The sequence below is a fragment of the Janthinobacterium lividum genome, assembly GCF_034424625.1.
Taxonomy (GTDB): Bacteria; Pseudomonadota; Gammaproteobacteria; order Burkholderiales; family Burkholderiaceae_D; genus Janthinobacterium; species Janthinobacterium lividum.
Window position 1 is genome coordinate 2860937 of sequence record NZ_CP139976.1, and the last position, 20368, is coordinate 2881304.

At 63.1% G+C, this 20368-nt stretch carries 17 protein-coding genes; 8 read left to right on the top strand and 9 right to left on the bottom strand.

All coding sequences use genetic code 11. From position 1 onward, the window contains the following. Positions 1-7: 7 nt before the first annotated feature. Complete coding sequence (asd, locus tag U0004_RS13065) at positions 8-856, bottom strand: archaetidylserine decarboxylase (protein WP_070257416.1); 849 nt, start codon at positions 854-856, stop codon at positions 8-10. Between the two features lie 284 nt (positions 857-1140). On the opposite strand from asd, the gene U0004_RS13070 reads away from it, so the two are divergent. The 6 genes from U0004_RS13070 (at position 1141) to U0004_RS13095 (ending at position 8436) form a co-directional block, all read left to right on the top strand. Then, positions 1141-3321, top strand: coding sequence for a TonB-dependent receptor plug domain-containing protein (locus tag U0004_RS13070; RefSeq protein WP_231958195.1), 2181 nt, complete (start codon positions 1141-1143; stop codon positions 3319-3321). A 119-nt stretch (positions 3322-3440) separates the two neighbouring features. Beyond that, a complete protein-coding gene (locus U0004_RS13075) occupies positions 3441-4685 on the top strand; it encodes a DEAD/DEAH box helicase (protein ID WP_070257428.1) in 1245 nt (414 codons plus the stop codon). A 53-nt stretch (positions 4686-4738) separates the two neighbouring features. Further along, positions 4739-5356, top strand: a complete 618-nt coding sequence (locus U0004_RS13080) for an LON peptidase substrate-binding domain-containing protein (protein WP_052140282.1) — start codon at positions 4739-4741, stop codon at positions 5354-5356. A 142-nt stretch (positions 5357-5498) separates the two neighbouring features. Then, positions 5499-6242: a DNA-binding protein gene (locus U0004_RS13085; RefSeq protein ID WP_035818092.1), complete on the top strand. Its 744-nt coding sequence runs from the start codon at positions 5499-5501 to the stop codon at positions 6240-6242. Between the two features lie 226 nt (positions 6243-6468). Beyond that, on the top strand, positions 6469-7416 hold the full coding sequence (locus tag U0004_RS13090) for a cupin-like domain-containing protein (protein WP_070257415.1): 948 nt from the start codon (positions 6469-6471) through the stop codon (positions 7414-7416). Between the two features lie 108 nt (positions 7417-7524). Next, a complete protein-coding gene (locus U0004_RS13095; protein ID WP_070257414.1) occupies positions 7525-8436 on the top strand; it encodes an ADP-ribosylglycohydrolase family protein in 912 nt (303 codons plus the stop codon). Here U0004_RS13095 and U0004_RS13100 read toward each other — a convergent pair. From U0004_RS13100 to trpS, 4 genes are all read right to left on the bottom strand, one after another. After that, complete coding sequence (locus U0004_RS13100; RefSeq protein ID WP_070257413.1) at positions 8433-9164, bottom strand: class I SAM-dependent methyltransferase; 732 nt, start codon at positions 9162-9164, stop codon at positions 8433-8435. The genes U0004_RS13095 and U0004_RS13100 overlap by 4 nt on opposite strands. Continuing rightward, a complete protein-coding gene (locus U0004_RS13105; protein WP_070257412.1) occupies positions 9161-10414 on the bottom strand; it encodes a voltage-gated chloride channel family protein in 1254 nt (417 codons plus the stop codon). The genes U0004_RS13100 and U0004_RS13105 overlap by 4 nt, the downstream gene beginning before the upstream one ends. 36 nt (positions 10415-10450) lie before the next feature. Further along, entirely contained in the window at positions 10451-12040 is a 1590-nt protein-coding gene (locus U0004_RS13110) for a pyridoxal-dependent decarboxylase (RefSeq protein WP_070257411.1), read from the bottom strand. 132 nt (positions 12041-12172) lie between these two features. Beyond that, positions 12173-13249, bottom strand: coding sequence for a tryptophan--tRNA ligase (gene trpS, locus U0004_RS13115; protein WP_225317293.1), 1077 nt, complete (start codon positions 13247-13249; stop codon positions 12173-12175). 372 nt (positions 13250-13621) lie between these two features. Here trpS and U0004_RS13120 point away from each other — a divergent pair, with 372 nt between their 5' ends. After that, positions 13622-15511 (top strand): CocE/NonD family hydrolase, encoded by a 1890-nt coding sequence (locus U0004_RS13120; RefSeq protein WP_231958205.1) that lies wholly within the window; start codon positions 13622-13624, stop codon positions 15509-15511. Here U0004_RS13120 and U0004_RS13125 read toward each other — a convergent pair. From U0004_RS13125 to U0004_RS13140, 4 genes are all read right to left on the bottom strand, one after another. Then, the gene (locus U0004_RS13125) at positions 15508-16365 is read right to left on the bottom strand and encodes a DMT family transporter (protein ID WP_070257409.1); all 858 of its coding nucleotides are present in this window, start codon (positions 16363-16365) and stop codon (positions 15508-15510) included. The two genes, U0004_RS13120 and U0004_RS13125, sit on opposite strands and share 4 nt — an antisense overlap. Before the next feature lie 7 nt (positions 16366-16372). Next, entirely contained in the window at positions 16373-17194 is an 822-nt protein-coding gene (locus U0004_RS13130; protein ID WP_034784189.1) for a substrate-binding periplasmic protein, read from the bottom strand. Positions 17195-17294: 100 nt separating this feature from the next. Further along, positions 17295-18578 carry a TCR/Tet family MFS transporter gene (locus U0004_RS13135; RefSeq protein ID WP_034784187.1) on the bottom strand — a complete coding sequence of 428 codons (1284 nt, stop codon included), beginning with the start codon at positions 18576-18578 and terminating at the stop codon, positions 17295-17297. Positions 18579-18735: 157 nt separating this feature from the next. Continuing rightward, the gene (locus U0004_RS13140; RefSeq protein ID WP_070257408.1) at positions 18736-19386 is read right to left on the bottom strand and encodes an HD domain-containing protein; all 651 of its coding nucleotides are present in this window, start codon (positions 19384-19386) and stop codon (positions 18736-18738) included. 350 nt (positions 19387-19736) lie between these two features. On the opposite strand from U0004_RS13140, the gene U0004_RS13145 reads away from it, so the two are divergent. Next, a complete protein-coding gene (locus U0004_RS13145) occupies positions 19737-20228 on the top strand; it encodes a chemotaxis protein CheW (protein ID WP_034784183.1) in 492 nt (163 codons plus the stop codon). Positions 20229-20368 lie beyond the last annotated feature (140 nt).

The window sequence follows — 20368 nt, forward strand, 5'->3', positions numbered from 1 at the left end:
TGCTGCCTTACTTGGGCAGCTTGCCCATGACTTCGCCCAGCTGCACGGGGCCGGCCGGTTGCCAGTTGGCATTGAACGTCACGGTATCTTTCGGGAACAGCATGACGACGGTGGAGCCGAGCAGGAAGCGGCCCAGCTCTTCGCCCTGCTTCAGCACGACATTGTCGTTCGCATAGCTCCAGTCGCGTACCTGGCCTGTGCGGGGCGGGTTGACGACGCCGTGCCAGACGGTGGCCATGCTGCCGACGATGGTGGCGCCCACCAGGGTCATGACGAAGGGGCCGTTGGCCGTATCGAACACGCAGACGACCCGCTCGTTGCGGGCGAACAGGCCGGGGATGCCGCGCGCTGTCGTCGGGTTGACGGAGAACAGTTCACCGGGCACATAAATCATGCGCGTCAGGCGGCCGTCGCACGGCATGTGGATGCGGTGGTAGTCGCGCGGGCTCAGGTACAGATTGGCGAAGCTGCCGTGTTCAAACTGGGCCGCCAGTGCCGCATCGCCGCCCACCAGGGCCGTGGTGCTGAAGCTGTGCCCCTTGGCCTGGAAGATCTGGTCCCTGTCGATCGTGCCGAACTGGCTGATGCGGCCATCGACGGGGCAGACGTAGTCGGCCTGGGCCAGCGGACGGGCATCGGGGCGCAGCGCGCGCGTGAAAAAGTCGTTGAAGCTCGTGTAATGCGTGATGTCCGGGTCCAGCGCCTCATCCATGTTGACGTTGTAGCGGCCGACGAACCAGCGGATCAAACGCGTCGTCATGGCGCCGCCCTTGGCACCGGCGACGCGGCCGGCAAAATTGGTCAACGCTCCCTTGGGCAGCAGATATTGAGGCAAAACGGCAAGACGGTCAGACACGATGGGAAGCCTTTGACGGGGTGATGGGAACAATGATGAAAACGCATTATAGCGGCGATGTGGCGCGCAATGATATGTACCGTATGCAAGGGGGCGTAGTGCAGCCGGCCGCCGAATTTAATTTGCCATAGGAAATATTTTCAGGAAACTGTGTCACTCGGAAAAAATTACAGCACAATACAGCGGCCTGTTTTTTAGCTTTTAGCCATTTTTATTCAGCCAACTTTTTTAGCCAGGTCATGATGCCACGCCGTTGCCTTCGCCTTACCATCCTTTGTTCCTCCGTGTTACTTGCCTGGAATGCCCAGGCCCAGCAATCCGAAACGCCCGCCGCCACTGACGCCGCCGTGCCGCTGAAGGTTGAAATGGCCGCTGCGCCCGCCATGCAAACCGTCGAAGTCAAGGGCAGCGGCTATGATCCGCGCCGCGACGATACGGCCAGCAAGATGGTCGTTGGCAGCGAGGAAATCCTCAAGTATGGCGACACGAATGTCACCGACGTGCTCAAGCGCCTGCCCGGCATTACCGTGTCCGGCGCGGCCGGGCGCTCGGGAGGTGAAATCCGCATGCGTGGCCTGGGCAGCGGCTACACGCAGATATTGCTCAATGGCGAGCGGGCGCCGGCCGGTTTCTCGCTCGACACCTTGTCGCCCGACGTGATCGAACGCATCGAGATTTTGCATGCGGCCAGCGCCGAATACAGCACGCAGTCGATTGCCGGCACCATCAACGTGGTGCTGAAAAAAGCCGTCAAAACGGCGCAGCGCGAACTCAAGCTGGGCGTGCAGGGCAGCGACGTGAGCTTTTCGCCCAGCGTGAACGTGCAACTGTCCGACCGCGACGGCAATTTCTCGTATTCGCTGGCCGGCTCGCTGTTCCGCTACGACTACCATTACGACAATCCGGGGCTGGAACTGGGCTACGCGCCCGACGGCCGGCAAAACCTGCTGCGCCGCACGAACGGCACGGGCGATGGCCGTCCGGAAGGCATCAACTTGTCGCCGCGCCTGAACTGGGTGCTGGCCAACGGCGACAATGTGACGGCACAATTCTTTTTCAATGGCGGGCGTTCGAACCACCGCAATTTCAGCCGCGCGGAAACGGAGCAGGGCGTGCGCCCCGACTACGACAGCAATACGGGCAGCTCCAGCAACCACAATGCCTTCGGCCGCAGCGACCTGACGTGGATGCACAAGCTGGCCGCCGGCGCCAGGCTGGAACTGAAAGTGGGCGCCTCGGCCGCCCGCAATACGTCCGACAGCCTGCAGCAGGGCTTTATCGATGGCAGTGGCCTGGCGCTCGAGCGCAAGGTGGGCGTGAAGGCGACGGAAGACGGCGTCAGTTCGACTGGCAAGTATTCCACGCCCTTGCTGCCCGGCCATGCCCTGTCGATGGGCTGGGATGGCGCCTACACGGAGCGCGAGGAATCGCGCCGGCAGCGCGAAGCGGCCCTGGGCACCTTGGGCGCGCGTCCGCCCGTCAACAGCGACGAGGGTTTCGACGCCACGATCAAGCGCCTGGCCCTGTTCGTGCAGGATGACTGGGAAATCACGCCGCGCTGGTCCATGTATGCGGGCGTGCGCTGGGAAGGCATCGACACGCGCAGCGCGGGCGACACCTATGACGAAGTGCAGCAGCGCACCAGCGTGTGGAGCCCGCTGCTGCAAACCCTGTGGAAGTTGCCCGATACCAAGGGCGACCAGGTACGCCTGGCCCTGACGCGCACCTACAAGGCGCAGCCTACGTCAAGCCTGATTCCACGCCGCAATACCTCGACCAACAATAGCCAGACGGACCCTGACCGCGAAGGCAATCCGTATCTGAAGCCGGAGCTGGCGCTGGGCATCGATGTGTCGTACGAGCACTACTGGGCAGAAGGCGCCTTGCTCAGCGCGCGCGCCTCGGCCCGCCGCATCGATGGCTACACGCGCCAGGGCTTGCTGTTCATCAATGACCGCTGGGTCTCCACGCCCGTCAACGATGGCCGCGCCAATACACAGACACTGGAACTGGAAGCGAAGTTCCCGCTGCGCGCCGTGCTGGCCGCGCCTGTGCCGGCCATCGACCTGCGCGCCAGCGTCAGCCGTAACTGGTCGCAGGTGGAGCAGGTGCCGGGGCCGGACAACCGGCTTGACCAGCAAACGCCCGTCAGCGGCAACTTCGGCCTCGATTACAAGACGCCCGATGGCGTGCTGACGACGGGCGGCAGCTTCAACTTCCGCAATGGCGGCCCCGTACGCATCACCGAGCGCCAGAGCGCCTATACGTCGCCGCGGCGCGACCTCGATATTTATGCGCTGTGGAAGTTCGATGCGAAGAACCAGCTGCGCCTGGCCGTGTCGAACCTGCTGGCGCAAGACTTCGAAAGCACCACCACGTATGCGGATGCCAGCGGCACGATTACCCGCAACAGCATTTCACCGAGCTCGCCGCAGGCGCGCGCCACCCTGGAAATGAAGTTCTGATCGTGACGTTCCCGCACTGAAAACCCCGGCCAGCCTCCCCGCTGGCCTATAATCTCGGCAATCGCGCGCGCGGCCGGTCCGTGCGCGCCACCTTTTCATTTGCCAAGATTGCTTTCCCCATGACGTTTTCCTCCCTCGGCCTGATCGATCCCCTGGTCCGCAAACTCGATGAGCTCGGCTATGCCAAGCCGACCCCCGTGCAGGCGCAATCGATTCCTGCCGTGCTGGCCGGACGCGACTTGATGGCCGCTGCCCAGACGGGCACGGGCAAGACGGCAGGCTTTGCCGTGCCGCTGCTGCAGCGCCTGACCCTGGAAGGCGTGGTGGCACCCCAGTGCGTGCGCGTGCTGGTGCTCGTGCCCACGCGGGAACTGGCCGAGCAAGTGTATGCGAGCTTCCGCAGCTATGGCGGCAACTTGCCGCTGCGCAGCTTTGTCGCCTACGGCGGCGTGCCCATCGAGCCGCAGATCAGCAAGCTGCGCAAGGGCCTCGACGTGCTGGTGGCCACGCCGGGCCGCTTGCTGGACTTGCAGACGCAGGGCGCCGTCAAGTTCGAGCAGGTGCAAACCCTGGTGCTGGACGAAGCGGACCGCATGCTGGACCTGGGCTTCGAGCGCGAACTCGATATATTGCTGATGACCATGCCCAAGCAGCGCCAGACGCTGCTGTTCTCGGCCACCTTCTCGGACGCCATCCGCGCCATGGCGAAAACCATGCTGAAGGATCCCGTCTCGGTCGAGGTGAGCGCGCGCAACAGCACAGTCAAGGCCGTCAAGCAATCGGTCATCGTGTGCGACAAGAAGCGCAAGCCGGAACTGTTCCTGCACTTGCTGAAGAAAATGCGCTGGGGCCAGGTATTGGTCTTCGTCAAGACGCGCAAGGGTGTCGAGTTGCTGGTGAACACCTTGCTGGAGCAGGGCGTGCGCGCCGATTCCATTCATGGCGACAAGACGCAGCCGAACCGCCTGCGCGCGCTGGCCCGTTTCAAATCTGCCGAGGTGCAGGTGCTGGTGGCTACCGACGTGGCCGCCCGTGGCCTCGATATCGAGCAATTGCCCGTCGTCGTCAATTTCGACTTGCCCACCGTAGCGGAAGACTATATCCACCGCATCGGCCGCACGGGCCGTGCGGGCGCTTCGGGTGTCGCCATTTCGCTTGTGTGCGCCGATGAAGTGGAGCTGCTGTCGGCCGTGGAAGCGCTGACCCGGCAAACCCTGAAACGCAACGAGGAGCCCGGTTTCGAGGCGGAACACCGCGTACCGGGCACGTCCGCCGGCGGCACCATCCAGATCCAGAAGAAGGCCGTGAAAGTGCTGGCGCCGAAGGCGGCGGAGCGGGCCAAGAAAAGGCGCTTCTACAAATAATCAGGGACGCCAGGCGCGCAGCACGGATATGCCATTCGTGCCATCATGCGCTTATGACCTCGATACCTTTGTTTCCGCTCAATACGGTGCTGTATCCCGATGGCTATCTGCCCCTGCAGATCTTCGAGGTACGCTATCTGGACATGATACGCAAATGCATCATGGGCGAGCAGCCGTTCGGCGTGGTGCAGTTGCTGGATGGCACGGAAGTGCGCAAGCCGGGCCATCAGGAAACCCTGGCGCCCGTGGGCACCCTGGCGCGCGTCATTGACTGGGCCGCGCCCTTGTCCGGCTTGCTGCAAATCAAATGCATGGGCATGCAGCGCTTTCACATCGTTTCCAGCGAACAGCTGAAGCATGGCTTGTGGATGGCGCAGGTCGAAACTTTACCGCCCGATAAAACCATTCCCATTCCGCAAGAGCAGCAGAACGTTGCCGACGCGCTCGGCGCGCTGATACGCACCTTGCAGGAGCAAAAGATCCCGCCCGACCAAATGCCCTTGCAGCCGCCGTACCGGCTCGACGAGTGTGGCTGGGTGGCGAACCGCTGGTGCGAGCTGCTGTCCCTGAGCGCCATGCAAAAGCAATTGTTGCTGAGCCAGGACAATCCCGTGCTGCGCCTGGAACTGGTGCAGGATATGCTCACGGAAAATGGCCTGCTCGAAGAGTAAAACATCCCAGGCCGCATGTTTGCACATGGTTTCGTTGTGCAATTGCAATTTCCATTGAGAAATACTTTACGCTTTGCCGCCACTGGCATAAGATAATGCCCCTGGGCAAGATTGCCCTGAGCAACATTCAAGAGTAGACGATATGGCAAAAGTAAGCGCGGAACAGATCAATGCGGCAATGGAAGCGATGGCGGGCGAAGGCCAGGCCATCACGGTACGCGCCTTGCGCGAACGGCTGGGCAACGGCGCCTGCCTGGGCACCATCAGCAAGCTCTTGCTGCGCCGCAAGGCAGGCGCGCAACGCCAGATCGCTGCCGCCGCCGAACTGTCGCCCGTGCTGCAGCAAGCCATCCTCGATTATGTAGGACAGGAATTAAGCGCCAGCCACAGCGCGCATGAAGCCGAGATGAATGACAATCAACAGGAATTGATGGACCTGGCCAGCGAGAACGAGCGCCAGCAAGAGTTGCTCGACCTGCAAGCGGGCGAGCTGGAAACCTTGCGCGAGGAGCTCGAGCGCGAACGGCAAGTGGCGAACCAGGCCCGCACGGACCTGGCCAAGGCGCAGCTGCGCCTGGAAGGCTTGCCGCGCCTGGAAGAGGCGGCCGAGCAGGCACGCATGGATCTGGCCAAGGCGCAATTCAAGCTCGAAGGCATCCCGCGCCTGGAAGAAGCGGCCGAAGCGGCGCGTGCCGAACTGATCCAGGCCCAGTTGAAGCTGGAAAGCCTGACGCGCGTGGAAACGGAACTGGCGGCCGCGCGCCTGGAACTGGAAGCGGAACGCGAAGAGCTGGGCGAAACGCGCGCCGAGCTGGACGAAGAGCGCACCTTGCGCATCAAGGCGCAGCAGTTCATCGTCGATCCCATCTTCAAGACGCCTGTCTGAGGACACCTGACCAAACCTGCTGCGCGTCGCGCTTTGCGGCCTGCGATGCTCACCGTACTGGAGTACGGTTGCGCTTCTTAGCCACAAATCACTGCCGCTCGCGACGGTTTTGCCAGGTATCGATGCGTCGTAGGGAATCTCTCATGCGTGCTGCACGGGCCTTGCTGGCTTAAAATGGCGCACTGTCGCGCCATGTCGTGCGACGCCTTGATCGCAAAGAAGGTTTATGCCCGTAGAAAAGAAGGTGCCGCTCCCGCTTGCGGCCACGCCCATATCGCCGCGCGCGCTGCCGCCCCGGCCGCCAGCACAATTCAGTTCGCCCGAAGCGGCCTTCGCACGCAAGCAGGCACGCGAGGGCAAGGATGCGCAGGTGCGTGGCGTCACGTCCATCGATGCCATGCGCGAGGCCATCAAGCTGGCGGCGCGTGACTTGCCGGCCATCACCGAGGTGCCGCGCCTGGCCATGCTGGACGCCGCCGCCTTTCGCGCGCGCGCCGCGCTGGGATTGCCCTTCCTGATGCGCGGGCTGGTGCAGCGCTGGCCCTTATCCAAGCTGGAACCCGAAGTCTTGCGCGAGCAATTCAGCCATGTGCCCGTGCGCGCGCGCGTGGGCGACTACATCAACACGGCATTCGCGGCAGACCGCGCCATGCAGGACATGTCGATGGGGCAATACCTGGATATGCTGGCGGAGGGCAAGTATGCGCTGCCGCCGTACCTGGGCAACCTGGAATTGCGCGAGTTGAACCGTCTGTGCCACTGGCCCACGTATTTCGACAAGATGGGGCCGCCACGCTTCTGGGTGGGGCCGGCCGGTACGGTCACGCCCCTGCATTGCGATTACGACGACAATATCTTCGCGCAAGTGTGGGGCCGCAAGCGTATCTTCCTGTCGCCGCCGCACCACGACGAATTCCTGTACCCCAGCGAAGCGAACGCCATCCTGTTCGGCTCACCGTTCGACCCGGAAGCGCCCGACTTCGAGCGTTTTCCCCTGGCGCGCCAGGCGACCATGATCGAATGCCTCGTCGAGCCGGGCGACATGCTGTACGTGCCTGCCGGCTGGTACCACCAGGTGCGCGCGCTGACGTTTTCGCTGTCGTCGAACCGGTGGGCCAGGGCCGTGCCGCTGGCCCTGCATGGGGAGATGGCGCTGCGGTGTACCGAGGCGTAATCGGATGGACCGATGGCCTTGCCATCGGCGCACAGACCATGCGGGGGAATTGTCGTCCAGCTTGTTATCATGTCTTCTTCATCCGCAACCTCATCTGCATGGAGAGCAATGATCACATCGAGCTTGAATAATCGTTATCTGGGCGCCATGCTGGCGCTGGCCTGCGGCGATGCGGTCGGCACGACCGTGGAATTTTCCCCGCGCGGCAGTTTCGCGCCCGTGACGGAGATGACTGGCGGCGGCCCGTTCGGCCTGCAGCCGGGACAGTGGACGGACGATACTTCGATGGCGCTGTGCCTGGCCGAGAGCCTGGTATTGAAAGGTGTGTTCGATCCGGCGGACCAGATGGTGCGGTATCTGAACTGGTGGCAATGGGGCTACCTGAGCTCCACCGGCACCTGCTTCGATATCGGTGGCACGGTCAGGGGCGCGCTGGCCAGTTTCCAGGAAACAGACAATCCCTACAGTGGTTCCACCGCGCCGACGACAGCAGGCAATGGCTCGCTCATGCGCCTGGCTCCCGTCGTGCTGTTTGCCTATCCGGATGTGGTGGCGGTCGTCGCTTACGCCGCCGATAGCTCGCGCACGACCCACGCGGCGCCGGAAGCCATCGAAAGCTGCCAGTTGTTCGCCGCCTTGCTGTGCAGCGCGCTGGCGGGTACGCCGAAAGAGGCGCTCATGGACAGTGTGGCTTACCGGCCTGTCGAACCCAAGCTGGTGGAGCTGGCCAGTGGCAACTTCATCGCCAAGACGGAAGGGCAGATACGCGGCACGGGCTATTGTGTTGAATCGCTGGAAGCGGCGCTCTGGTGCTTCTTCAATACCGACTCACTGGAAGAGGCCGTGTTGCGCGCCGTCAACCTGGGCGAGGATGCCGATACGACCGGCGCCATCGTCGGCCAGCTTGCCGGCGCCTATTATGGGGCCCAGGCAATCCCGTCGCGCTGGCTGGAAGTGCTGGCCATGCGTGGCGATATCGAAGAGCTGGCGGGCAAATTGTTCGAGCGGGCCCGGGGCTAGCGCAGGCTACAGCCTACCAGCAACAGCATCGGTCGTTCTCTTTCTTCGGCCAGGGACGGCTGTTGCGCGACTTGCTCATCGCTGGGACCCCATTCTTCCACATGTTCCAGCTGGAAACCCGCTTGCAGCAGCGCATTGATGGTCGTACCCAGGGTGCGGTGCTGTTTGATCACGCCTGGCGCCAGCCAGTCCGACACGCGCGGGCCTTGTTCCTGGTAACTGTCGACGGGCCAGCGCTTGCGGCCTTGCGCGTCCGTCAGCCAGCCCGGCTGGCGCGGGGCCATGAAGATCGGATGCTCGATGGAAAACACCAGCTTGCCGCCCGGTTTCAAGCCGTGGCGGATGGCAGCCAGCAAGGTGGCGAAATCCTCGATGTAGTGAAACGCGAGCGAACTGTAGACGAGATCGTAGCTGGCGGGCGGCAGGGCCAGTTGTTCCAGGTCCAGCCGGGCATAGCTGACGGCCGCGTGCGTCCCCATGGCGTTCGCCTGCGCCAGCATCTTTTCCGACACGTCCACGCCCAGCACCTGCGCCGCGCCAGCGTCGGCTGCCCAGCGGCAGAACCAGCCATAGCCGCAGCCCAGGTCGAGCATGCTTTTTCCTTGTATCTCCGGCAGCATGGCGCGCAAGGCTGGCCATTCGGGGGCGCTGTCGAGTCCGCCGACGGAGCGCGGCAGCTGGCTGTAGGCCGTGAAGAAGGCGTCGTTGTCGTAGATATTCTGTGTCATGTGTCGATATCCTTGTGGACGGTGCGCTTGGCATGCCCGCCCCGTTGCGCCCGGTAAATGCCCGCATGGCCGGAAAACAGATAGGCCACGACGCAGGCGATGGCCGCATATACGCCGATCTCGGCGCCGAACAGTTCCATGGCCATCAGGGTCGAGGCGATCGGCGTATTGGCGGCACCGGCAAAGACGGCAACGAAGCCGATGGCGGCCAGCAAGGTGACGGGCTGGTGCAGCAGCGGGCCCAGCGCATTGCCCAGGGTCGCGCCGATGAAGAACAGGGGCGTCACTTCGCCGCCCTTGAATCCCGTGCCCAGCGAGACGATGGTAAACGCCATCTTGGCCAGGAAATCGTATGCCGGCAGCGGTTCCTTCAGCGCGTCGACGATGGTGGGGATGCCCAGACCGATGTAGCGATCCGTACCCAGCAGCCACACGGCGATGGCGATGATCACGCCGCCGGCCAGGGGGCGCAGCGGGGCGTAGCTGATCCAGCGCTTCATCAGCCCGCTCAAGCCGTGCGTGGCCTGCGCAAACACGTTGCCGGTCACGCCGAACAGCACGCCAGCGATCACCATGGCGGACAAGGTCCAGGCGGAGATGGCGGGGATCAAAGGCACGGCGTAATGCGTGTGGTGAATGTTGAATAACTGCCCCCACAGCAAGCCCACCTGGTCGGCGATGACGGCAGCAGCCAGGCAAGGTAGCATGGCTTCGTAGCGCAGGCGGCCGATGGCCAGCACTTCCAGGCCGAAGATGGCGCCCGCCAGCGGCGTGCCGAAGACGGAGGCGAAGCCGGCGCTGATGCCGGCCATCAGGATGATGCGCCGGTCTTCATTATTCAACCGAAACATGCGCGTGAGCTGGTCGGCCAGTGCGCCGCCCATCTGCACGGCCGTGCCTTCGCGCCCGACCGAGGCGCCGAACAGATGTGAGACGACGGTGCCGCCCAGCACCAGCGGCGCCATGCGCAGGGGGATGATTTTTTTCGGGTCGTGGATTTCATCGATCAGCAGGTTCGCGCCGCCTTCGACACTGCTGCCATAGCGCAAATACAGCCAGCCGACGGCAAAGCCCGCCACGGGCAGCAGCCAGATCAGCCAGGCGTGCGCTCGCCGCGTAGCGGTTGCCCATTCCAGGGCGAACAGGAAGCCGGCCGAAGCCGATCCCGCCAGCACGGCCACAACAAAGGCCAGCAGCAGCCATTTCAGCAGATGCCGCAAGAGGTCGGTGAGGGCGCTAAGACGCTGCATCGTGCATCCAGTCAAGGCTGATCGGTGGGTGTTTCCTTACAAGCCCAGTTCCGCCACCAGCGTTTGGCCGATGGCGCGCTGCTCGTCCAGGATGGCGCGCAGGTGGTGGGGGCGCGTCTTGACGTTGGTCATGACCACGCGCAATACGTTGGTCGGGCCAGGGTAGCGCGTCGATTCCAGTACCGTGCGCGACACAAAGCTGTGGCCTTGCGCCTTCTGCCGGTTTTGCAGCTTGGCGTTGAGCGTATTGAGCTGCGTGTTCAACTCTGTCGCCGCGTCCACCTGGCCGCTGGCCAGCAAGCTTTCCATGCGCTGGCGCAAGTGCGCGGGCACGTAGCGGTAGGTCAGGATGAAGGTGTCGGAGCGCGTGACGAGCTCGAAATCCTGCTGGTCGGCCAGCAAGTCCTGCAACTGGCCGGACAGGGTGGCCGCCTGCCGCAGCAAGGTCGTGTAGCCGGACACGCCCAGCACCTTGAACGAAGTCCACAGTTTCAAGGCATCGAAGCGGCGCGAGCCTTCCAGCGAGGTCTGGCCCAGGTCGCCCGAGTTGTCGCGCAAGATGTAGTTGGCGTTGTGTTTCAGCAAGTTCAGGCTGGCGCTATCCTTGAACAGCACCATGCTTTGCGCCATCGGCACCCACAGCAATTTATGCCCGTCGATGACGACGGAGTCGGCCAGGGCAATCCCGTCGTACAGGGCGCGGTACTGTTCCGCGATCAGGAGGGCGCCGCCCCAGGCCGCATCGACGTGGAACCAGATGCTTTCCCGCGCGGCAATGGCCGCCATGGCGGCCAATGGATCGATGGCGCCTGTTTCCGTCGTGCCTGCGATGCCAATCATGGCGACGACCTTGATCTTGCGCAATTTCAAGTCGGCAATGGTCGCTTCCAGCGCGGCGATATCGATGCGGTTGTCGCGGTCGACGGCCACCAGGTGCAAGGCGTTTTCGCCGAGGCCCAGGGTCGCCAGCGCCTTTTTCACGGAGTAATGGCTGCGGGCCGAACCGATCACGGCCAGCCCCGCGTAGCTGGAATCCTGCATGGCCGCAAACAGGCCCCGTTTGCGCGTGCCGGGCAACTGCCGTTCCAGCGCCACGGCCAGGGCCGTCAAGTTGCCCATGGTGCCGCCATTGACGACATTGCCCAGCGCGCCGCTGGTGGCGGCCATCGCCTGCGCGTAGACGGCGTTCGGCTGCTGGTACACCTGGCGGTGCAGCCAGCCGAGGATCTGCTTTTCGATCAGGGTCGACACATACGCCGTCTCGATCTTCACCTGGTTCTGGTTCAGGGTGGCCGTAAACGCTTCGGCCAGCACGCTGATCCAGGGCAGGGCCTGCGTCATGTGGCCGATGTATTGCGGATGGTTTAGTTGGGCCGTATTGGCCAGCACGGTGGTGTCGAGTTCTTGCAGGAAATCCGCCACGGGCATGCCGTGCGCGGGCAGGCAAGTATCGGACAGTTGCGTCAGCAATTGCGCATACGGCGTGTGCGGATAGGGCGTGTCGCGTTCGGCGGCCAGCCAGCCGCCCAGCATGCCCAGCGCCTGCTGCAGGGGCGCGGGCGAGCGTTGCAGCGCATCGATGGAAAAATGCTGCTGCAGCAGCTGTTCGATAGGGGTATCGGTCATGGCGCGTTGTCTTCTCTACGGATTGCTGATGCCACGGTGACAAACGAATTGCGCCCAGGCGAAAGCGGGATTTTACCCGACTCCGCCTGGGCGCATCAGTTTGCTATATCAGTTTGCTATGACTGCTGGTGATCAGAAGTAGTTCAGGCCCAGCGCCGACTTGACTTCATCGGCCGTGCGGGCCGCTACTTCGCGTGCCTTGAAGGTGCCTTCCTTCAGCATCTGGATGACCTGGCCCTTGTCCTTGGCGAATTCTTCGCGGCGGGCGCGGATCGGCGCCAGCATTTCCTGCAAGACCACATCCAGGCGCTTCTTGACAATGCTGTCGCCCAGGCCGCCACGCACATAATGTGCCTTCATTTCGGCCAGCGCCGCTTTTTCCGGATCGAAGGCGTCCAGGTAGGTAAACGCGATGTTGCCTTCCAGGTGGCCCGGGTCTTCCACGCGCAGGTGCAGCGGGTCGGTATAGACTTTCTTCACGGCGGCCGTGATTTCGGCCGAGGTCGCGCCCAGGTTGATGGTGTTGCCCAGCGACTTGCTCATCTTCGCCTTGCCGTCGATGCCGGGCAGGCGGCCGATGTCGGGTACCAGCGCCTTGCATTCCATCAGCACTTCGCGGTTGTACATGCGGTTGAAGCGGCGCACGATTTCATTCGTTTGCTCGATCATCGGGATCTGGTCTTCGCCCACGGGCACCACGCCCGCCTTGAAGGCCGTGATGTCGGCCGCCTGGCTGGCGGGGTAGGTCAAAAAGCCGGCCGGGATGTCGCGCTCGAAGCCGCGCAGGCGGATTTCTTCCTTGACGGTGGGATTGCGCTCGAGGCGCGCCACGGTGACGATGTTCAGGTAGTAAAACGTCAGTTCGGCCAGTTCCGGGATTTGCGACTGGATGAATACCGTGGTCTTCGTCGGGTCGATGCCGACAGCCAGGTAATCGAGCGCCACTTCGACGACATTGCGGTGCACCTTGTCGATGTCTTCCATATTGTCCGTCAGCGCCTGGGCGTCGGCCAGCATGATGAATTGCTTGTAGCTGTTCTGGTAGCGGACGCGGTCGCGCAGGCTGCCCACGTAGTGGCCCAGGTGCAAGGGGCCGGTCGGGCGGTCGCCCGTCAGGATCACGGATTGCGATGCGATGGCGGCGGCGGACAGCGGCGCGGCCGGGGTATTCTCGGTGTCGGGGGTATCGGGGGTGTTAGGCAAGCTCATCAAGTTTCCTTTCGAGCCGCCTGCATCGGGGATGATCCAGGCTGAGCCTGTTACGCCACCGATCGAGGCGGCGTTGATCATAATTCACATCACTATGCAGTGGCCGCGCGAAAGTGAGCGGGACCACCAATTCAAGCAGGCGTGTTGTGAATGAATAAATTTCATGGCGTTATGGTTGCAGTTCGCACGCGTTCTGTCAAGTTTGCGCCCCGATTTATCTGCTGCGCTGCGTCAGAGGCTAGCCTTATGCGGAACTTGCTTTCCGGGTACTATTGCCGTTCGGCCACTTTTGCGTGGCATGAATCATTGGAGAACAGTATGCGCGTGTCGTCCCCCGTCCGGCTCACCGGTCTGGCTTTTGTTATCAGTTACTTGTTTGCAGTACCGGCGATGGCGCAAACGCCGCCGATGACGCCCGATATCGGCGCCAAGCTGGTGATGCCCGACATGAATGACTACGTCAAGCGCGTGGTGATGATCCCCATGCGCGACGGCGTCAAGCTGTACACGGTGATTGTCGTGCCGAAAGGCGCGCAAAAGGCGCCGATCATGCTCACGCGCACGCCGTACAATGCGGCCCGCCGCGCCCAGCGCGCCGCCAGTCCCAGCATGCTGGTCACTTTGCCGCTGGGCGACGACACCCTGGTGGAAAACGGCTACATTCGCGTGTTCCAGGACGTGCGCGGCAAGTATGGCTCGGAAGGCGATTACGTCATGACGCGCCCCGTGCGTGGTCCGCTGAACAATACCAAGGTCGACAACGTCACGGATGCGTGGGACACCATCGACTGGCTCGTCAAAAACGTGCCGGAAACGAATGGCAAGGTGGGCATGCTCGGTTCCTCGTACGAGGGGCATACGGTGCTGATGGCCCTGGTCGACCCGCATCCGGCGCTGAAGGTGGCCATTCCCATGAGCGCCATGGTAGACGGCTGGCGCGGCGACGACTGGTTCCATAACGGCGCCTTCCGCATGCCCAGCCTGTCGTACATCGCGGGACAGACGAGCGTGCGCGGCGGCGGCGAATCGCCGGCGCTGGGCGTCTATGACGATTACGACGCGTATCTGCGCATCGGCTCGGCCGGTGACTACGCGAAAAAGTTCGGCATCGACAAGCTGACGTACACGAAAAAGCTGTTCGAACATCCGGCTTACGACAGTTACTGGCAAGAACAGGCGCTCGACAAGATCCTCGCGAAACGCCCGTTGATCGTGCCCACCATGCACGTGGTGGGACAGTGGGACCAGGAAGATATCTATGGCCCCTACGCCACCTATTGGGCGATGGAGGGACGCGACAAGCGCAACAACCTCAATTACCTGGCCATCGGCCCGTGGCGCCATAGCGGCGTCAACTATGACGGTTCCAGCCTGGGCGCCCTGAAGTTTGACGGCGATACGGCGCGCCAGTTCCGCGAAAAAGTCATGCAGCCATTCCTCAATCAATACCTGAAGGATGGCGCGCCGGACGCGAATACGGCGCCCGTGGTGTCGTACCAGAGCGGCACGAACCAGTGGCAGCGCCTGCAGCAGTGGCCGCTGGCTTGCGAGACCTGCGACACGAAGCTGACGCCGATCTACCTGCAGGATGGCTACAAGCTGGGCTTTGCGGCGCCATCGGGCGCTGCGGATGCGGCTGAAGGCGCCTTCGATGAATACGTGGCCGATCCTGCCAAGCCCGTGCCTTTCGTGCCCCGTCCTGTGCGCCTGAACGATGGCGACGTGTGGAAGCCATGGCTGGTCAGCGACCAGCGCGGCTATGCGGACCGCACGGACGTGCTCAGCTATGTTTCCGAACCGTTGAAAACGGCCGTGCGCATCGCCGGCGCGCCGATGGTCAACCTGTTTGCCGCCACCAGCGGCACGGATGCGGACTGGGTGGTGAAACTGATCGACGTGTATCCGGATGAGGTGCCGTCGCAGCCGGCCATGGGCGGGTATCAGCTGGGCGTGGCGATGGATATCTTCCGCGGCCGCTACCGCGACAGCTTCGAGCACCCGACGCCGATACCTGCGGGCAAAGTGGAGCGCTACCGTTTCGCCTTGCCGAACGCGAATCACGTCTTCCTGCCCGGCCACCGCATCGCCGTGCAAGTACAGTCGAGCTGGTTCCCCCTGTACGACCGCAATCCGCAAAACTACGTGCCGAACATCTTCCTGGCCGACCCAGGCCATTATAGAAAGGCGACGCAGCGCGTGTACCACGCGACAGGGGCGGCCAGCGCAATCGAGTTGCCGATGGCGCCGCTCGACGCGCGCTAGGCCATTCGCATCAGCATGGCGCCCGCCGCTATCAGGGCGATGGCCAGGTAGCGGCGGGGGCTGATTGTTTCGCGCAGGAACAGGGCCGCAATGGCGATGGCGAACAAAATCGATGTTTCGCGCAGGGCGGCAATGGCGGCAACGGGCGCCTGCGTCATGGCCCACAGAGCCAGGCCATACGAGGCGAGGGTGCCGAAACCGCCAACGGCGGCCAGGCGCCATTGCGTTTGCGCATACGCAAGCAAATCGGCGGGACGGCGCAACGCCGTCCACAGCAGCAATCCGGTTCCGTTCAAGACAAAAATCCACATCGTGTAGGCGGCTGGCGCGCCGGACAGGCGCACACCGATGCCGTCGATCAGGGTATAGCTGGCGATGACGCAGGCGTTGCCCAGTGCAAAGGCGGTGGCGCGCCCCGTGCTTTTCGGCACCTGGCCGATGGCGCTCGTGCGCGCGGCAACATACAGGCCGAGGATCCCCGCGCAGATGCAGGCGACGGCGCCCATCTGCATGGCGGACAGGCGCTCGCCGATCAGCGGCCAGCTGGCCAGCGCGACGATCAGCGGCGCGCTGCCGCGCATCAGGGGATAGGCATGGCTCATGTCGCCCGCCTTGTAGGCGGCCGCCAGCAGCGAGTAATAGGCCAGCTGCGCCACGGCCGAGGCGGCCAGGTAGGGCCAGCTGGCGGGCGCGGGAGCATGAACAAAGGGCAAGACGGCCAGTGAAATCAGGGCCGCGCCGGCGGAGACGAGCACCGTGCTGAGAAAGGTATCCTTGCCGGACTTGACGATGGCGTTCCAGCTGGCGTGCAGCAGGGCGGCAAACAGGACGACGGCGACGACCAGACCGGACATGCAGGCCTTAGCGGGGGCGTATGCTCAGCGACAGCAATTCCTGGCGGTGATGGCGCTGGAAGCCTTCCATCACGGAACCCGAGCGCCCCGCCTTGTCCAGCAGGTCGCGCAGGGTGGCCTGGTCTTCCGCCGTGAGGGATTTGCGCGACAGGTAGACGCCGCTCATGCCCCAAGGTAATTCTGGCAGCGCTTCCAGGCGCAAGCGGTCGGCCAGGCCATACACGCGCGCATCGTTCTGCGCCACGCCTGCCAGGATGGTGGGGCTCATGATGGTGGCATCGATGAAGCCGCTTTGCATCAGGCGCGCCACGGAGAGCGCGTCGACTTCGTAGAACAGGCGTCCCTGGCTGCTCAGTTCCTTCGCCAGCGCCTGGTACGGTGCGCCATAGTCGTAGCCGCGCACGAGCGCCACGCGCAATTCGCGCCGCTCGATCAGTTCCTGCATGGTGTTGATGGGCGCGCGCGCGCCCTGTAGCGAGATCAGCAGGGGGCGGCTGCCCAGCATGGGGATGAACAAGCCATGCTGGTCGCGCCGCAAGGTGCTGCTGGCGGGGATCAGCAAGTCGGCCTTGCCCGCCTCGAACATCGCTTCCAGGCGCGCGCGGGGCACGGCCGTGAAGATGAAATTGCAGCCGAGCTTGGCGCCCATGCTGCGCAGCAAGTCGGGATAGATGCCGCCGATCGTGGCGCCATTGACCACCACGCTGGCGCCGATGGCCGAGACGGGCACCTGGATGTCGCGCGAACATTGCGCGCCCGCCAGCGGCGGCAGCGCCAGCGCCAGCATGGCCACGGTTCGGCGCCAGGCGCTGGAATAAAAGTCAGTCATACCTATCCTTGCTCACCATCGAATGCCGGGCATCGGTAACGCCCCGCTGATTATCCCATTCTCGCCTATTTATTTCCCAAATACAACATTATCCCGCTGACTACTTTGTGGTGGAAACCATAAGTCTTGCCTCGCGTTGCGCCTTGAAGTAGCGCCAGGCCACCAGGATGGCCAGAATTTGCATGATCGCGCACAGGTAGAAAGTGCTGCCGATGCGCCAGTCCTGCGGCGGCAAATGGCTCACTTTGCCGAGGATCATGCTGCCCAGCAAAGGCATCATGATGATGCCCAGGCTGCTGATCGATTGCAGGGAGCCCATCAGTTCTCCCTGTTCGCTGGCGTTCGATGATTTCGAGATGATGCCTTGCAGGGCCGGTCCGGCGGCAAAGGCCAGCAGGTTGCAGAGGATTAGCGCATACATCATCCAGCCCTGCGTCGCCAGGCCGTACAGCAAATAGGTGAGGGCGCCCGAAGCCATGCCCAGCAGCGACAACCGCACCTCGCCGAAGCGCTTGATGAGTATGCCCAGCAAGCCTGCCTGCACGACGGCCGCGCACAGGCCCACGCAGAACAGGGCGATGCCGTTCTGGCGCGGCGTCCAGTCGAAACGGAAATGCGTGTACAGCACCCAGGTGGTGTTGAGCATCATTTGCGCAAACGTCATCAGGCCGAAAGCCAGTACCAGGCCGCGGATTTCCACGCGGCGCACCAGCTTCAGCAGGGCTGCAAACGGATTGATGCGCGCCAGGGTGAACGGTGCGCGCGGGCCAGGCTGCAGCGATTCGGGCACGCAGAAATAGCCATAGATGAAATTGGCCGCCGACAGGCCCGCCGCCACATAGAACGGCAAGCGCAGATCGATTTCGCCCAGCAGGCCGCCCAGCATGGGGCCGCAAATGAAACCCAGGCCGAAAGCGGCGCCGATCTTGCCGAAGCTCTTGGCGCGGTTGTCCGGCGTGGAAACGTCGGAGGCGTAGGCGGACGCGACCGACATGCTGGCCGACGAGACGCCGCCGATGACCCTGCCGATGAACAGGCAGGCCAGGTTCGGCGCCCAGCCCGTGGCGAGAAAGTTGATGCCCATGCCGGCCATCGAGTAGAGCAGCACGGGACGGCGTCCCACGCGGTCGCTGATGGCGCCCAGCATGGGCATGAAGATGAATTGCAGCAAGCCGAAGAGGGCTGCCATGATGCCGTACCAGAACGCCTGGGCATCCTTGCCGTCGACAAAGTTGCCGATCAGGATGGGCAGCACGGGCACCACCAGGCCGATGCCCAGCATGTCGATGAAGACGCAGACGAGGATGAAATTGAGGTTGCCGGCGCGCGCGGGCGCGGCGGGCGATGACGGGGAAGGGCTGTCGGTGCTGGTTTTATCGGACATGCATGCTTTCGGCGCGCACCCCGCGCCGCCGTGCGGCTGGCGGGGTTCAGTTGTTGGCGTTGCGCCGGCGCGTTGCAGGTTTCTGCTGACGCGCGGCGCGATAGCTGAGCCTTGCATTATAGACAGCATGGGCCATGCTGGCTATCGCCACCAGGGTTTATGTACTAATACCCCACTCGCCGGCAAAGGCGGCGCGGAAATCCGTCAGCACGGCCAGCCGCTGTTCGGCCAGGGCGCGGCCTGCCGCCGTCTGCATCTTGCCGGGCAGTTTGTCGAGCTTGGTGACGATATGGTCGAGCGCGTATGCCTTGTCGTCGAGCGGGCGATGGGCAGCCAGCGGATCGCTGCCATGCGCCAGCGCGCTATCCATGCGCGCCGCCGTGTAAAACAGGCGTGCCAGTCCCACGGCGCCCAGCGCGTCGATGCGGTCGGCATCCTGCACGATTTGCGCTTCGATGGTGTGCGGTGGCAAGTTGGCGGAAAAACTGTGCGTCTCGATGGCGTGTGCCACGCCGGCCAGTTTTTCTGATGGGAAATCCAGTTCCGCCAATTGGCGGCAAGCCAGTGCTGCCGCCTGGCGCGAGGCCAGGTGGCGCTCGGGATGGTTTTTCGGCAGGTTGACCAGGTCGTGCAGATAGCAGGCGGCCATCACGGTGAGGGCGTCCGCTTCCGCATGGTTCTGCAGCAAGACACTGGCATTGCGCCAGACGCGTTGCAGGTGGTTGATGTCGTGGGCGCTGTCATCGCCGAGGCCGGCCGTGGCCAGCGCCAGCAGGCGTGGTTGCCATTGGGAAAGCAAGGATTGCATGGTTCGAACTTCAAAAAGGCAAAGGCCGCAAGTGTGGCATAAAACGGCGAGCTTGGCAGTGCAGGCACCTGCATTTGCGGTCCGGCGAGTGCCATGCAGCGTGCCGTTTTTGCCACGTAATTTCCCCTCTGATAACGAGGCAGGTCGGCAGACGCTCTTTTTTAGTGCATGTAAAATTTACATGGGGTAACATTGCCGCATGGAAATTAGAAGCATAAGCTAATTGCAAGAAAGTATTTGCAAAACATACAAGTAGGAGCCATGCCTTGCGGATGGCTCTTGTCACGTCCAAGGCCTGCGTGCAGCGTGCCGTGGCCTGCGCCCTTGGGCGATTTAACTAAAGGATTATCATGAGCACCATTTCCAGCGACACTGGCGCAACCGTTGCCAAGGCTGCCGAATACCTGGCTTTTACCCTGGGCCAGGAAGAGTATGGCATCGACATCCAGAAAGTCAGCGAAATCCGCAGCTATGAAACGCCGACCCGCATCGCCAACGCCCCCGAGTTCGTCAAGGGCGTGGTCAACCTGCGCGGCATCATCGTGCCGATCGTCGACATGCGTATCAAGTTCAACCTGGGCACGCCCAGCTATGACCAGTTTACCGTTGTCATCATCCTCAATATCGGCAACCGCGTCGTCGGCATGGTCGTCGACCGCGTCTCCGACGTCACCACCCTGATGCCGGAGCAGATCAAGCCGGCGCCGGACATGGGCCGTTCGATCAACACGGAATACGTGATCGGCCTGGGCACCATCGACGAGCGCATGCTGATTCTGGTCGATATCGACCAGCTGATGTCCAGTGCCGACATGGGTTTGATCGAGAAGCTGGCCGCCTAGGCCGCCAGGAAAAGTCCAGGGCGGCGTTGCATTGCCTCGCCGTACATTCGTACTGTCTTCGGCCACGCGCCTTGCCCTGCACATGTCCTGACTCCCTGGTGCCGAGAGGGTTTTTTAGAAACAATTGACCCCAAGCATTG

Excerpts from the sequence above, each read along its gene's own strand:
- U0004_RS13075 (WP_070257428.1), top strand. The coding sequence starts at position 3,441 with ATGACGTTTTCCTCCCTCGGCCTGATCGATCCCCTGGTCCGCAAACTC.
- U0004_RS13080 (WP_052140282.1), top strand. The coding sequence starts at position 4,739 with ATGACCTCGATACCTTTGTTTCCGCTCAATACGGTGCTGTATCCCGAT.
- U0004_RS13085 (WP_035818092.1), top strand. The coding sequence starts at position 5,499 with ATGGCAAAAGTAAGCGCGGAACAGATCAATGCGGCAATGGAAGCGATG.
- U0004_RS13090 (WP_070257415.1), top strand. The coding sequence starts at position 6,469 with ATGCCCGTAGAAAAGAAGGTGCCGCTCCCGCTTGCGGCCACGCCCATA.
- U0004_RS13095 (WP_070257414.1), top strand. The coding sequence starts at position 7,525 with ATGATCACATCGAGCTTGAATAATCGTTATCTGGGCGCCATGCTGGCG.
- U0004_RS13100 (WP_070257413.1), bottom strand. The coding sequence starts at position 9,164 with ATGACACAGAATATCTACGACAACGACGCCTTCTTCACGGCCTACAGC.
- U0004_RS13105 (WP_070257412.1), bottom strand. The coding sequence starts at position 10,414 with ATGCAGCGTCTTAGCGCCCTCACCGACCTCTTGCGGCATCTGCTGAAA.
- U0004_RS13110 (WP_070257411.1), bottom strand. The coding sequence starts at position 12,040 with ATGACCGATACCCCTATCGAACAGCTGCTGCAGCAGCATTTTTCCATC.
- trpS (WP_225317293.1), bottom strand. The coding sequence starts at position 13,249 with ATGAGCTTGCCTAACACCCCCGATACCCCCGACACCGAGAATACCCCG.
- U0004_RS13125 (WP_070257409.1), bottom strand. The coding sequence starts at position 16,365 with ATGTCCGGTCTGGTCGTCGCCGTCGTCCTGTTTGCCGCCCTGCTGCAC.
- U0004_RS13130 (WP_034784189.1), bottom strand. The coding sequence starts at position 17,194 with ATGACTGACTTTTATTCCAGCGCCTGGCGCCGAACCGTGGCCATGCTG.
- U0004_RS13135 (WP_034784187.1), bottom strand. The coding sequence starts at position 18,578 with ATGTCCGATAAAACCAGCACCGACAGCCCTTCCCCGTCATCGCCCGCC.
- U0004_RS13140 (WP_070257408.1), bottom strand. The coding sequence starts at position 19,386 with ATGCAATCCTTGCTTTCCCAATGGCAACCACGCCTGCTGGCGCTGGCC.
- U0004_RS13145 (WP_034784183.1), top strand. The coding sequence starts at position 19,737 with ATGAGCACCATTTCCAGCGACACTGGCGCAACCGTTGCCAAGGCTGCC.